The 14,491-nt window shown below is 47.7% G+C and carries 11 protein-coding genes; 3 read left to right on the forward strand and 8 right to left on the reverse strand.

The features are described 5' to 3' along the window. Nucleotides 1–5: 5 nt before the first annotated feature. From ABXS70_RS21525 to ABXS70_RS21540, 4 genes are all read right to left on the reverse strand, one after another. Nucleotides 6–1,187, reverse strand: coding sequence for an alanyl-tRNA editing protein (locus ABXS70_RS21525; RefSeq protein ID WP_366290761.1), 1,182 nt, complete (start codon nt 1,185–1,187; stop codon nt 6–8). Nucleotides 1,188–1,564: 377 nt separating this feature from the next. Further along, nucleotides 1,565–3,712 carry a hypothetical protein gene (locus ABXS70_RS21530; RefSeq protein ID WP_342554346.1) on the reverse strand — a complete coding sequence of 716 codons (2,148 nt, stop codon included), beginning with the start codon at nt 3,710–3,712 and terminating at the stop codon, nt 1,565–1,567. A gap of 494 nt (nt 3,713–4,206) precedes the next feature. Further along, on the reverse strand, nt 4,207–5,976 hold the full coding sequence (gene dhaK / locus ABXS70_RS21535) for a dihydroxyacetone kinase subunit DhaK (protein ID WP_342554345.1): 1,770 nt from the start codon (nt 5,974–5,976) through the stop codon (nt 4,207–4,209). Beyond that, a complete protein-coding gene (locus tag ABXS70_RS21540) occupies nt 5,977–7,116 on the reverse strand; it encodes a glycerol dehydrogenase (protein ID WP_090917434.1) in 1,140 nt (379 codons plus the stop codon). It abuts the gene before it with no gap. Nucleotides 7,117–7,483: 367 nt separating this feature from the next. Between ABXS70_RS21540 and ABXS70_RS21545 the strand changes: the two genes are divergently transcribed. Next, the gene (locus ABXS70_RS21545) at nt 7,484–8,515 is read left to right on the forward strand and encodes a PocR ligand-binding domain-containing protein (protein WP_342554344.1); all 1,032 of its coding nucleotides are present in this window, start codon (nt 7,484–7,486) and stop codon (nt 8,513–8,515) included. Nucleotides 8,516–8,621: 106 nt separating this feature from the next. Next, on the forward strand, nt 8,622–9,611 hold the full coding sequence (locus ABXS70_RS21550) for an aldo/keto reductase family protein (protein ID WP_366290766.1): 990 nt from the start codon (nt 8,622–8,624) through the stop codon (nt 9,609–9,611). Nucleotides 9,612–9,617: 6 nt separating this feature from the next. Here ABXS70_RS21550 and ABXS70_RS21555 read toward each other — a convergent pair whose 3' ends face one another. Genes ABXS70_RS21555 through ABXS70_RS21570 form a run of 4 tightly spaced genes read right to left on the reverse strand, consistent with a single transcriptional unit; the run spans nt 9,618 to nt 13,000 of the window. Continuing rightward, nucleotides 9,618–10,493 (reverse strand): LysR family transcriptional regulator, encoded by an 876-nt coding sequence (locus ABXS70_RS21555; protein WP_342554342.1) that lies wholly within the window; start codon nt 10,491–10,493, stop codon nt 9,618–9,620. Between the two features lie 28 nt (nt 10,494–10,521). Continuing rightward, a complete protein-coding gene (locus ABXS70_RS21560; protein ID WP_342554341.1) occupies nt 10,522–10,995 on the reverse strand; it encodes an SMI1/KNR4 family protein in 474 nt (157 codons plus the stop codon). Then, nucleotides 10,992–12,125 (reverse strand): beta-eliminating lyase-related protein, encoded by a 1,134-nt coding sequence (locus ABXS70_RS21565; RefSeq protein ID WP_366290770.1) that lies wholly within the window; start codon nt 12,123–12,125, stop codon nt 10,992–10,994. Before ABXS70_RS21565 ends, ABXS70_RS21560 begins: the two co-directional genes overlap by 4 nt. A 14-nt stretch (nt 12,126–12,139) precedes the next feature. Further along, the gene (locus ABXS70_RS21570) at nt 12,140–13,000 is read right to left on the reverse strand and encodes a LysR family transcriptional regulator (protein WP_342554339.1); all 861 of its coding nucleotides are present in this window, start codon (nt 12,998–13,000) and stop codon (nt 12,140–12,142) included. Between the two features lie 255 nt (nt 13,001–13,255). On the opposite strand from ABXS70_RS21570, the gene ABXS70_RS21575 reads away from it, so the two are divergent. After that, nucleotides 13,256–14,248, forward strand: coding sequence for a zinc-binding dehydrogenase (locus tag ABXS70_RS21575; RefSeq protein ID WP_366296729.1), 993 nt, complete (start codon nt 13,256–13,258; stop codon nt 14,246–14,248). Nucleotides 14,249–14,491 lie beyond the last annotated feature (243 nt).

Consider the following 14,491-nt stretch of genomic DNA (forward strand, 5'->3'; position numbering starts at 1 on the left):
CAAATTTAGGAATGGTGTCCAAGCTGCTCCTTCGTGAATTCATAAAATGCCAGCGCATCCTCACTGCTCGCGAAACCCGCCTGAGCTAATTTCTCACTGCCGCCGCCTTTACCCTGGTAAGCCCCCAGATTGCCTTTGAAAAATGGCCCGCATGCCCATTCCGGCGGCTGTCCGTTCTGTGCCAGCACAACCTTCGCTTCCGAGATGCTGGCAAACAGCACCAAACCTTCATGCTCTGCGGTAAGTTTGGTGGCAAGACTTTGCATGTCCTTGAGAGATTTATCCTCGAAAATCTGGGCAATGACCAGCCCTTCCCGTGCCGCAAGCAGTTCCTGTGCATAGTAAGAATCGTTGGTCGATTTTACTGCATTCAGCTCGTTTTGCAGCAGCTTTTGCTCCTGCTCCATTTTCTCAATGCGCTCCAGCAGCTCGTCCCGACTTGTCTTTAACTTTGCCGTTATCCCGTTTAGTACCTGTTGTGCTGCTGTAAATTCGTTCAAAGCTCTCATTCCGCATTTGAAATATATTCGAGTACCGCCCTTCACCTTCTCCGTTCTCAGCAGCTTAATGATGCCAATCTCGCCTGTTGCCGCCACATGCGTGCCGCCACAAGCATTGTACTCGACACCCTCGATCTCCACGATGCGAATGTCCTCCGTCACCGTCGGCTGCTTCACCAAAGGCAAACGTGCGGCTTCTTCGGCGGTAACCCATGAAGCGCGAACCGGAGCATTGCGAACAATCTGCCGATTCACCTCCTGCTCAATCGCAGCCAGCTGTTCCGCGCTGAGAGTCTCTGCAGCCACATCAATCGTTGCGTAGTCTGTGCCCAAGTGAAAGCTGAGCGTCATGGCATCCGTCAGCTTCAATGTAATTGCCGATAACAAATGCTGGCCCGTATGCTGCTGCATGTGGTCGAATCTTCGCTCCCAATCCAGTTCACAGTCCACTTCATCCTGCTCCGGTGAACGCTCCAGCTTATGCCATATTTCTCCGTCCTCCAGGTTCACATCCAGAACAGCAATGCCGCCAATCTGTCCCAGATCACACGGCTGTCCGCCTCCATGAGGATAAAATGCCGTCTCGACCAGCGTAACGTATACGCCATCTTCTTTCGTCACTCGATTTGTAATATGTGTATGCCACTGGCGTGTATACGCAGCGTCATAGTAAATTTTTTGAGTCATTAGATGTTTCGTTCCCTTCTCGTTCAAGTAAGTTACTTCTACTCTCAGATTACACTATTTCCCACAGCTAACGCCAATTTCGGTTAACTCTAATCACGTGTAGTCTCACAAAAAAGACCGCTCTGTAGGCCAAGCCCACAGAGCGGTCTATATTTTATCCAACGTTTAATTTGAAAACGTTGGATATGAACGTTCTCATAGATTACACCGAAACGGAGATGGAAGACTAATGCTGGAGAAGCGGAGCGTCCGCCTTTATCACCCGATTTTCCCCATAGGAAAAGTTCAATAAAATCGGGGGATAACAGCGATCGAAAGCATAGTCGCCATCGGAGTGGTCAAGTGTAATCTAAAGGCACACCATATCTTTTTTCACACTAAACCAAGTTCCAGAAGAGAACTGTATTTGCCACCGTCACCATCGTAAACAGCAGCGTATTCACAAATGCCGCGAGCCATACATTGTTCGTTTTCTCAAACAATTTGCGTGCGTATACCGCAGCGATGATCAGACATGGCACCAGCGCGAACAACAGGATGCCGTTCAGTGCTTGAGTTGGATACAGCGCCACACCTGTCATAAAGTCTTTGCCATACTGTGCCAGCATCCACAATACCAGTCCGCCAACATTCAGTACAATCGCAAGGAACATACCGCCGCGTTTGCCGCGTGTATTGGCGTTCAGCGCAATGGCACTCACAAAGTAATAGATTAGGAACAGTGGTGCATAACGCAGTGCAGTAACGAAATGTGCCTGTTCAAACGTACGTACTGCAAATGTCCAGATGCGGAAGTCCGTTCCGAAGATTGCCTGTACTGCGAACAGCAGTGCATACCCGATTACAATCGCGAGTACAGCTGTTACGAGGCTGGCAATGATGGTTCCGATATTCAAGCTAATCCCGTAATCGCTGAAACGGGTACCTGCATCCTTTTTGGAGAAATAGTGGAATGCAAAGGTCACCAGCATCATAATTAACGCCGATACCAACGCCCAGTATACGATCTGGTTCGTCGTTGGTTCATTGAAGTATGTGCCTGTAACGACAATTTTGCTCGCATAGTTAAACACAATCCACATGGCAAGAGATACAATGGCGAGCAGCACGCTTCCTACGCCGATATTTTTCATCCGGCGGCTTGCCGCATAATCATTCTTTTTGCTTCCAGCCAAGACAAATCCAATGACTGCAGCAAGCACACTTACAATCAACAGAATCAGAGCAATGATACGCAGTACATTCAATCCGTCTGCCGATTTATCCATCAGCGTTGGGAAAAGAATGGCCGGAATCAGCGTGCTGAACGCAATCGCAAGCCAGTACATTGTTTTTTGTCTGCCGCTTACGGCAGCGGATACCGTTGCAATCTCACTGCTAACCGCTTTACGCAGCAATGGCAGTCTGAGCAGCAGCGTAATCAGAGGCACAATCATCAGGAAGAAGCCGATCAAAGATACAAAGTTAAAGGCTTCCTTCGCCCACCAGATCTGATTTCCCGATCCCAGATTCACATTGGTCTGGTTCGGTGACGTTACCCCATTGAAAGCATGAGCATAAAAGTCGATCAGATGTCCCGTTGTCGTTGGCGAAAAATGGTTCCACGGGTGAGTCTGATTCGGTGTAAACATGATGTGCTCGCCCGTTTGCGAAGGGCGTACTACTTTGCCATCCACCAACAGGTCTCCGGACTGTACTTCTGTAAACTTGTCCGTTTCCGCTCTTGGCGCATCTGCTGCCAGTCCGAGGAATGCTTTACCCGAAGTCGTTGCGGCAAAATCTTTGCGCATCACGGTACCTTTGATTTCTTTTTCAGCGGCTGTTTTCTCTTCGTCGGATTTGTTAAAGAAAAACTCGTCATACTTACCCGCAATCATCCCTACTGTTCGGCTTCCAAAAGCCGCCTGCAGCTGGTCTTGCGGAGCCACGGCTGCCGCATACGAATAGTCTGCGCCTACAGAGATTCCGGTATAGATCATGCGGTGCCCTGTTTGCAATGACGTCATCTCATCCATGTACATGGAGAGCAGTGTCGAGAATCCCCCCATGGAGTGACCGCTAACCGCAACATACGCGTTACCCTTGTCATCCTTTTTCGTGTATTCCTGATCATAGATATATTTAGCTGCATCGAATTGAGAATAAATCCAGAATGTGCCAAACATATCTTTCACCGGAATTGGTGCATTCCAGCGGGAATCCCCGTGATCGTACATATCGAGCGCCAGCACAATGTAACCACGTCTGGACATCTCAATGGCAGGTGCATCCTGCATTTCTTTCGTGTTCAAATAACCATGTGTTGTAATAATAACCGGTCTTTTGTCATCGGCACCCGCGCCTTTTGGCATGTACAGCAGACCCGATAACGTTCCGTGGTCGGCCTGGAATTTGATCTCTTTAACCTTGACGGAATAGAACGATGTGTTAAACATACCGGCAAACAAGCTGCCGAAAATGACCAGCGCGAGTGATAAAACCAGCAACCCCTGCGGTTTTTTCAAGAATGATGTGACTGTTCTCATAGTTGGCTCCTTTAAGTAATATAAAATGCGATATAATTTGAACTAAAGATGTTTACACATGCACTTCGATGACAGAATAACCTTCCGATCGCTGTTATCCCCGGATTTTTTGATTCCCTTTTAAAAAGGGAAAATCCGGTGATAAAGGCGAACGCTTCGCTTCTTCAGGTTTTTTCTATCCTCTCCGTTATTGTGTAATTTAATAGTTCAAATTATATAGATAAATAGATATCACTATGCATACGCTCCCGTTCATAATAATGAGCGAAACAGCATGTCATTATGCAGCTAACAATACAAGCCAACAATAAAACTAAATTAAACTATTCAAATTAGATGTAAATGAGTACATGTAAATATTGACTCAATATGGCCTAAAAAAAGCACACATAACGACGCCGGACTCCGGCGCCGTCACCTGTGTCTGTTCATAACTTATCATCTTATCTATTCTATATCGTCATCCGAGCTTATTTTAATTAATGAAGTATCTTCTACTTCAAAGACTCGGACAGCTCAGTGAAAATAACACCCAGTGCATACGCACCAGCATCCGGATATCCCAGGCTGCGGTCACCGACCGTACCTGCGCGTCCCATACGTGCTACGATATCTTCGGTTTTCTTCGCACCATCAACCGCTGCCGCTGCACCTTTGGCAAATGCGGATTTGAAGCCGTCTCCAGATTCCGCGCTTTGCGTCCAGGCATCTGCGCATGGAACGAGTGCATCGATCAGCGTTTTGTCACCCACAACTGCACCGCGTCCGAAGGAACGTTCACCTGTTGCTTGAATGCCTTGAACCGCTGCCTGCATTATTTCAGCAAACTCAGCAACATTCAACTGTTGTTTCTCACCTGCCGCTTTGCCCGCTGCACGGAATGCCGAACCCCAGATTGGGCCGGATGCTCCGCCGCAATACTCCATGATGACGAGAGAACATGCATCGAGGAATGAACCGATATCTTTTTTCTCTTCGTTAACGATGTGGTTCCACTCACGCTTCAATTGACGGAAGCCTTTGGCTACACTCATTCCGAAATCGCCGTCACCGGCATGGGAATCCAGTTCACAGAACGGTACTTCGTTCTTGATGATGATCTCGCCCATTTTATCGATCAGGTAAACCATGTTATCCAGTGAGAACTGATTGTTTTCAACAACAGCTGCTGACGCATCCGTCTGCACTTCATAAGATACTGGAGCATCCTCAGTCACAACCGCTTCCAGCGCTTCGGAGTAAGCAACTTGCGCCACTGGAGGGCCAGACACTTTAAATGCAGGTGTGTCGCTTTCCTTAAACAGCAAGGTTTTCAATTCCTCATCCAGCTTCAGAATGGTAACTGATGCACCTGCCATGTCGATACTGGTCATGTAGTTGCCTACAAATGTCGTTGCTACGTTAAGACCTGCATGTCCTGCAAGCTCACGCTGCACCGAGTTGTTGAGCAAGTACAGCTCTTGCAGAGGTGTCGCACCAAAACCGTTCACAAGCACAGCGATCTCGGCGGACGCATTTTGATCCAGCTTCATATCTTTGAGCAATGCGGAAACCATACGTCCTGCAAGCTCATCTGCAGAGACGATTTTCTCCCGGCGAATACCAGGCTCACCGTGAATACCAACGCCAAACTCCATCTCGTCTTCCGCAATTTCGAAGGTTGGTGTTCCTTTGGCAGGAACCGTACAAGAAGTGAAACCAAAGCCGATACTGCGCACGTTCTGCGCCGCTTTCTCGGCAGCAGCCTTCACTTCTTCCAGGCTGCGTCCTTCTTCTGCTGCGGCACCGGCAATTTTGTGAACCAGAACAGTTCCAGCTACACCGCGGCGTCCTACCGTGTACAAGCTGTCCTGCACAGCGATGTCATCTTCCACACGTACATACTGCACGTGGATGCCATCTTCTTCAGCCAGATGTGCTGCGTTTTTGAAGTTCATCATGTCGCCGCTGTAGTTTTTGATGATAAGCAGTGTACCTTTGCTGCTTGCCGTTGCTTTGATCGCTTGATAAACCTGGATTTGGGAAGGGGATGCAAATACATCTCCGCACACAGCCGCATCCAGCATACCTTTACCGACATAACCTGCATGTGCTGGCTCGTGACCGCTGCCGCCGCCGCTGATCAGGCTGACTTTGTCAGTTTGAATCTCTCTGCGTTTGATCACTTTATATTTTTTTAGGAATTCCAGCTCCGGGTGCGCGAGCGCAATCCCGTTGCACATTTCCATGACAACATGTTCAGCTTGGTTGATGATTTTTTTCATTTATTTTGCCTCCTGGCGAGCTTTGTACTCCCGTCCGATTCGGTCAGCTGCTGCAATCGCTGCGGCTACTTCAGGAACTGTAATCGGGAATGGCATCGCGTGGATGGATTCCTCTGGAATGCACGCAATCTCTGCTACTTTCAACAATTCTTCTTGTGTAATGGTTTCTACGCCGATATCTGCAAGACTTACAGGCAATCCTACGGAAAGACAGAAGTCCATCACTTGGTGCAGTTCTTCGGTTGGTGCATTTTCAAGGACGAGCTGTGCAATCGTACCGAAGGATACTTTTTCACCGTGGAAATAGTGGTGTGTACCTTCCAGAACCGTCAGACCATTGTGAATCGCGTGAGCTGCAGCCAGACCGCCGCTTTCGAATCCAAGACCAGACAACAGGATGTTCGTTTCTACGATGTTTTCCAGGGCTTGAGTTACCACGTTGCTGTCGCTCGCTACTTTTGCTTTGGCGCCGTCCGTAAGCAGCATTTCGTAACACAATTTAGCAAGCGCCAGCGCTGCGTTGGTTCCTACAGCAGAAGGCGTGTACCCCTCGCGGGAACCCATTGGCAGACTTGCATTCACACGGGAATAGGATTTCGCTGTTGCTCTTGCCTCGAAGTATGTGGACAATGCATCTCCCATACCGGATACGAGGAAACGTGTTGGTGCATTAGCGATAACGGTTGTATCTACGAGCACCACGCTTGGGCTTTGCTTGAAGTATGCGTAATCGTCAAAAGAACCTTCTGGTGTGTACAATACTGCCGAGTGACTTGTCGGTGCGTCTGTTGCTGCAATCGTTGGGCAGATGATCAGTGCATCGCCTTCAGCAACACATTTCGCGGCATCAATGGCTTTACCGCCACCGAGACCGATCGTGCATGTGCAGCCTTTTTCTTTCGCGATTTCTTGCAAACGAGCAACTTCCTCACGTGAACATTCGCCTCTAAAACCGCTTTCAACAAACGTGATATTGAATTTTTCTGCTGTTGCATCCAGCTTGGCTTTGACACGCTGTACATCATCCGGGTGTGCAATCAACAATGCAGAATCTCCGAAGGATTTTACGAAATAACCCAGGTTCAACAATTCGTCTTCGCCTTGCACGTATTTGGTTGGGCTGATAAATGCTTTTCTCATAATATGATATGCCTCCTAAAAGTAGATTTAATAGAATGTTTTGCGCGGCAGCACTCGTCCCTCTTAACTGAAATTCAAAGGTGAAGCGGCCTTGCTCCGTGTTACATCAAATTTTAACTGTTGCAATTGACCTAAATATAACGCAGAAACAAGAGGTTTACAGTGGACTTTGATAACAAATTATTATAATTTGCAATCGTAATTTTTTGTTTTTTCGCATAATCGTGGTATGTTATTGTCATGAGATGGTTGAATTTTGACCTCCTATTTTCCATTACCCGTCCTGTTCACGTCTTAATATGTACAACTTTTAACTTTTTAACGACTCTCCGATCGATGAGTTCGATCTGCTACGGAGGTTTTTCACATGATTAAAGAATATCTGCACATCAATAAAATACTGGATCTAGACAAGTGGAAACGCCTTCAAGATTCCCTTGCCACCGTCACCAAACTTGCCATTCTTACCGTCGATTATAAAGGCATACCCGTTACCAGCCATAGCAGCTGTCAAGCATTCTGCCAGAACGTTCGCAAAGACCCCGAGCTTCTTCCCTATTGTCAAAAATGCGATTCCCGCGGCGGTCTGGAGGCTGTTCGCCTTAACGAACCTTACGTGTATCTCTGTCATTTCAATATTATTGATATTGCGATTCCGATTACGATTGATGGAAAATATATCGGTGCGGTGATGGCTGGACAAGTCAAACTCGCCGATCCCGAGAAAGGGAATGACCTGGAGCAGATTGTGACGTCCAAAAACGTACCGATGCATGATGCGAAAATGAAGGAGCTGCAGGCAGACTACGACCAATTACCCGTCATGACGTACGAGGAGATTGTGAAGATTTCCAATATGTTATCCCTGCTCTGCAACTATATTGTCGAGGAAGCCTTGAACAAAAACTTGCTGGTGGAGATGTTCGAAAAAGCTTCTGGCAATCAGGAATCCGTCAACTTGTCCACCATCCTGCCGGGGTATTCGATCCGCAACATCGAGTCGATCAAAAAGGAAATGACCAATGCCATTGCGGATGCTTATCTCAAAAATAGTCCAAGTGATACAGAGAGTCTCAATCCGGTACTCCAGCCTGCTTTTGAATATATCCATAGCCATAAGAGCGAACAAGTATCGCTAAAGCAGGCAGCCGATCTGTGCCACTTGAGTCCAAGCTATTTCAGCAGATTATTTGCCAAAGAGACGGGTGAAAATTTCACCACGTATCTCGCCAAGCTCAAAATCAAGTGGGCCAAGCAGCTGCTGGAGGTCACAGACATGCCTGTTTCGCAGATCAGCGATGAGTTGGGATTTAATGAAGCGGGGTATTTTATTAAAATATTTAAAAAGTTCGAGGAAATCACGCCTGCCCTCTATCGTAAATATATTCAGGAGAGCTGATTAACCTGTGATATGTTTTTCATATCAATCATGTGCTTAATAGATATTTCACCTGATCATCTGCACTTGCTACAATGAAGTCCAGATGAGTAAGGAGGCATGACAAATGGAATATCGCAAATTGGGAAACAGCGGTTTAACCGTCAGTGGGATTTCGCTGGGCAACTGGATTACACATGGATCACAAGTTGACGATCCAACAGCACAAGCTTGTGTCCAAGCTGCATTGGAGGCAGGTATTACGACATTTGATACGGCAGACGTATATTCGAATACCAAGGCGGAAACTGTGTTGGGAGAGGCTCTCAAGGGAGTACCAAGAGAGAGTATTGAACTATGCACCAAAGTCTGTCATCCAACCGGTCCAGGTCACAATAACAGAGGACTTTCCCGCAAACATATTATGGAAGCCTGCAGTGCTTCATTACAACGATTGCAAACAGATTATATCGATGTCTATTACGCTCACCGCTATGATCCACACACTCCACTGGAAGAGACATTCCTTGCGTTTGCTGATCTTGTTCGTCAAGGCAAGGTTCATTATATCGGGGTTAGCGAATGGACAGCTGCTCAGATTGAGCAGGGCTCCGCACTAGCTAAAGAGTTGCGTGTACCTTTCATCGCGAGTCAGCCGCAGTATTCGATGTTATGGCGTGTAATTGAGCAAGAAGTTGTGCCAGCAAGCGTACAAGCAGGTCTGGGACAGATTACATGGTCTCCACTCGCTCAAGGCATACTATCGGGTAAATACCTTCCGTATTCAGCAGTGCCGCCCGGATCACGGGCAGCAGCCAAAGCAGGGAAACCATTCTTCAACAAGCTTGCCGGTCATTGGCTGCACGATGATGTGCTGACTGCTGTACAACAGCTTCTTCCTCTAGCGAAGGAACTAGGTCTGACTCTTCCTCAACTCGCCGTTGCCTGGGTTCTTCATCATCCTTATGTCAGCTCAGTGATTATTGGGGCATCCGGGCCAGAACAAGTACTGGAAAATGTAAAAGCTTCCGGTGTGAAACTGGATCAGGATATCCTCACTCGAATTGATGAAATATTAGGGAAATGGATTGAGAGGAATCCTGTCCTGACGGGTTAATGTAGATTAGTCGCTCCTGTCCATGTGTATAAAACGGGTGATCACACCCTGATTCATGTCCGTCCGCCATGCCATGTATAAGGGTACGGAGGGCGGTTTTTCTATTAAAGGTAAAAATACCACACCTCTGCGCTGAAACACCTCCACCGAAGAAGGAACTATGGAGATTCCCATGCCTGCAGCAACGAGGTTCACAATCGTATACATCTGGATTGCTTCCTGCTTAATTCGCGGTTCTACTCCATGCTCCCTGCAGTACTCCCGAACGAGACGATGAAACGGTGAACCCAGATGGCTAGGGAACAATATAAAATCCTCTTCCGCCAAGTCAGTAATCGACACTTGAATCTGCTCTGCCAAAGGGTGATCGTCTGGAACCACCGCCATTAACGTTTCTTCCTGGAAGACCTGGAAGGATACATTTGGCGTATGCTCCTGATATCGTAAAAATCCAATATGGATTTGTCCATCCTGCAGTGCCTGCAGCTGTTCAGAAGATGTCATCTCACGTAGTGTAATTTCGATCTGTGGGTACGCTGCTCGAAATCTCCTTAACACATCGACCATCATACTGCCTGAAGCCGAATCCACAAAAGCTACCGTTATATGACCAACGATGCCTTGGTCAACCTTCTGTGTGAGATGGATAGATCGTTCAAGCTGAGCCAAAATTAGTCTTGCCTGATCCAGAAACACAGCTCCCGCAGGTGTCAGCCTAACCATCTTTTTCGTACGTTCCAACAGCTTTACGCCAAGTTCTTCTTCCAGATTTTGAATCTGTTGACTCAGAGGCGGTTGAGTCATGTTTAATCTTTCGGCCGCACGGTGGAAATGAAGTTCCTCTGCCACGGCGATAAAGTAGCGTAACTTTCGAATATCCATTACACCTGATACACCTCCCCTCTCCCCGTTACTTCATCTGCTCCTCCACCCAGATTGCAGACTCTGCATGCATCGTCATGAGTGCACAAAAATCAGACTCGATCTCTACTAAAGGAATATCCTCGCCGCTGTCATGAATGAGCATCATCACTTTGCCAGAGGATTCATCCAAAACGGCCATGCTGCCCTCACCGAATCCGCCGATTGGAAATAGCTTCAGCCCGTCAGGCAGGTCGTATTCCTTCTCGTACTCTCGATAGGCATCCAGAAACTCGGGATACGCCCAGTCCAGCTCTTTGACTGAATACAAAGCGGGGTCACCAAAGTTGCACGCCCCGAATTCTAGCAGCAGCGCACGGTATGCCGAAGGCAGCTTCACTTGGTACTTTTGCTCGAAACTCTCGATGTCCTGCTCGGTATCAGGTTTACTGCCACTCCCCATCGTTGTACCATATGCCTGCACCAACAAATCCCGAATCGGGTCTAGTTCTACGGATTTCATCTGTTTTGCAACTCCCCGTCCAGCCAGGTCAGCGCGGCCTGCAGCTTGTCCTGCGGCACCAGATCATATCGATCCCCTGTCGACATTTCGAATGAGCAACTGTTACCTCCGGTTTTGTTCAGATACGATGTAATCGCGATATCAAACTGCTGCGCCATCTGCACAAGCAGTGGTTCAACTTCGGAAGCGGCAAGTGCAAAATGAATGTGAAACATATTGGAGACGGGAATTTCAGGGATCGTGCGAATCCCGCGGCATGCATTGAACAATGCGGCCAGTTCTTTGGCCTGCTCGTAATAATGCCCCATTTTGCCGACACGTTCGTTGTAATAATACCGGGAGCTTAGAATATACGGGTACAGTCCAATCAGATCGCCGCCATGCCGCCGCTTCCACACCTTGGATTCCTGCATTATGTCCGTATCTCCGGCAAGAATGGCACCCGCAATGCCGCCAATCCCTTTGTAAAAAGAGATGTAAACACTATCAAACAAACTGCAAATCTCCGCAGGTGTTTTCTCGTAATAAGGCGTGATCTCAAACAGCCGCGCTCCGTCCAGATGCAGCTTAATTCCCCGCTCACGGCAGTACGCCGAGATCGCCTCCAGTTCCTCATAAGCTGGTAACTGCCCGCCAATCTCGCGCTGCGGCAGTTCAAGAAGCAGACATGCAATCTCTTGATTCGTTCCTTTCAGATCTTCCAGTGTAATCAAACGATCCGCTTCACCCAGCAAAACACTCTCAATCTGATGAAGCTCTTTCAGTCCATCCTCTTCATGTATCTCCAGATGAGCCAGCGGATGATATGCCACTCGTTTCACGCCAGCCCGATCACACCAGATGCGAAGGGCAATCTGCTGCGCCATCGTGCCGCTTGGAAAAAAAACCGCCGATTCCTTCCCTAGCACATCTGCCATTTCCTGTTGGAACTCATCAATAATTGAACCGTGACCGTAGTGGTCACTGAATGTTTCTCCATCTACCTGTTCCAGCGCCTCCTGCAGCACTTTCACTTTGCGGCTGCCGTGCCCGCCTACAATATACGCTGCCTGACCGAATGCATCAGCAAGCGTTAATTTGTTATTTGGATCTACATCATGTTCCTTTTCAGAGCCTGTACGTTTAACCAAAATCAACCTCTCCTTTACTGTTCGGGTACCGTCATAATCTCCACTAGAGCCTGAAGCGCGTTTGAACTATGTTCACCACGAGCGTACACAAATCCTACCTCCAGACGAGAATACGGATCAGGGAGTGATACGATTTCGACCTCACCTCTAGAGGCTGCTTGAACTACCGAAGAGCGGGGAAGCAAGGATACGCCTAACCCGGCAGTAACCCCATCGATAATCGTGGCCAGTGTTCCATATTCCATGACGTTCAACGAATGAACCCCTTGAGTTTTTAAAAAATCCTCGGCCTGGGCTCGGTGGCTGCATCCAACCTCAAAAAATAACATTGGCCTGCTGAGCAGCACAGACATGTCATGCTCACCCGGTTTAACAATGAGCACCAGTTCATCGCTGTACATTTTTATATAATTCAGCTTCGCATGATGAACCGGACCATACACCAAAGCGCCATGTAATTCATGTTCAATAACCTTCTGATTCAGCTCATGCGTACCACCTGTGACAAGGGAATAATGTACCTTCGGATAACATGCGCAGTACTCCGCCAGAAGTGGTGTCAGGAAACGAGAAGCTGCGGTCTCGATCGAACCCAAACGAAGATTTCCCGCCGGTGGACTTCCATCTTGTGCTGCCTGCTCTGCTTCATTTAATAATTCCAATATTCGATCTGCATATCCCAGCAGGTTCTCCCCTGCTGGAGTGAGCAGCATCCCCCGATTGGAGCGATGAAACAGCGATACCTGCAGCTGTGCTTCCAACTGCCTGATCCGTGTGGTCACATTAGACTGTACATAATTCAGTGCAATTGCCGCTTTACTGATACTGCCTTCACGGGCAACCGCCTGGAATATTTTCAAATCACCTGCATCCATTCATTCTTCACCTGCTTATCGTTATATGAGCGTATTAATACATATCCAAATCTCATGTAAGCACCAAAATGCTCTATTATTCTTATCTATCATTAATAATGATACTCACCTTCGTTTTTGTTTATTTTACGTGTTTCTATCTCGACTGTACAATGACTCCATAACGAGCAGCCTGAGTGCTTCTCAAGGAATACTCCGATGACAGAGTAACCTATATTATACAGGGAGGTAACATCCATGAACGTATCCAAAACGATGAGTGCAATTATACATTCAGGTCACAGCGGCCTTGAAGGTCTTCAATATTCAACCTGTGCAGTCCCTGAAGCAGAACCCGGACATGTCCTTGTAAAGCTCCACTCTGCCGGACTTAACCATCGCGATCTCTTCATAATGTCAGATCGCACGCCCCAAGACACTCCGCTCATTCCCGGATCGGACGGCGCTGGCATTGTCGTAGAAGTTGGCGAAGGGGTACAGCATCTCTTCGTAGGTGACCAGGTAATTATTCACCCTACTCTCGGTTGGGAACATACCGCAGACGTGCCTGTCGTTCCAGGAATTGTTGGTGGCCCGTCGGATGGAACACTGGCACAATATACTGCACTGCCTGCAGGCAATGTCCTGCCCAAGCCCGCTCATCTCTCCTGGAGCGAAGCTGGTGTGCTGTCTCTTTCTGCGCTGACGGCTTATCGGGCATTATTTACTCGAGGTGGACTGAAATCAGGTGAGCATATTCTCATTCCTGGCATTGGAGGCGGCGTCGCTACGTATGCCCTGCTTATGGCTGCAGCTGCAGGAGCGAAGGTAACCGTAACATCCAGAAGCGAGGCGAAACGAGCCGAGGCACTGCGGCTGGGAGCCGATCAAGCTTTGGACAGTCATGCCGACTGGAGCAATATCAAGTCTGACCTCGCTCCAGTGGATATCGTTCTGGACAGCATCGGACAAGCAATGTTCTCCAAATATGAAAGTGTCATTAGACCTGGCGGGCGAATTGTCATGTTTGGAGCAAGCTCCGGCGACGACCTGCATCTGCCGATTCGCTCGATCTTTTTTCCACAGATCAGCCTGATTGGAACTTCTATGGGCAGCCGTGAAGAGTTTGTTCAGATGCTGGAATGGGTAGAGAAATATCAGATCCATCCTGTTGTGGACAGCATCTATTCCCTGCAAAATACTTCACAGGCATTTGAACGCATGGAAAAAGGCGAGCAGTTTGGCAATATTGCCATTCAGATAAACTAAGCTCGCCATAATGACATATGTTCTTTAAATTCTCAGCATATCAAATTAATATCCTTAAATACTTAAAGTAAAGAATAAAAAGTGACCTTGTGACCATGATCTTTCCCCTTATCAATGATAGACTTATGCTTGGACATCGTCATCGGATAAGGGGAATTTGTCTTTGACACGTTTTATTAAACGGCATCTGAAACGCGCTATTATTATACTGATCGTAATCATGCTGTTGGCATTCATTCAATT

The organism is Paenibacillus sp. AN1007, from assembly GCF_040702995.1.
GTDB lineage: Bacteria > Bacillota > Bacilli > Paenibacillales > Paenibacillaceae > Paenibacillus.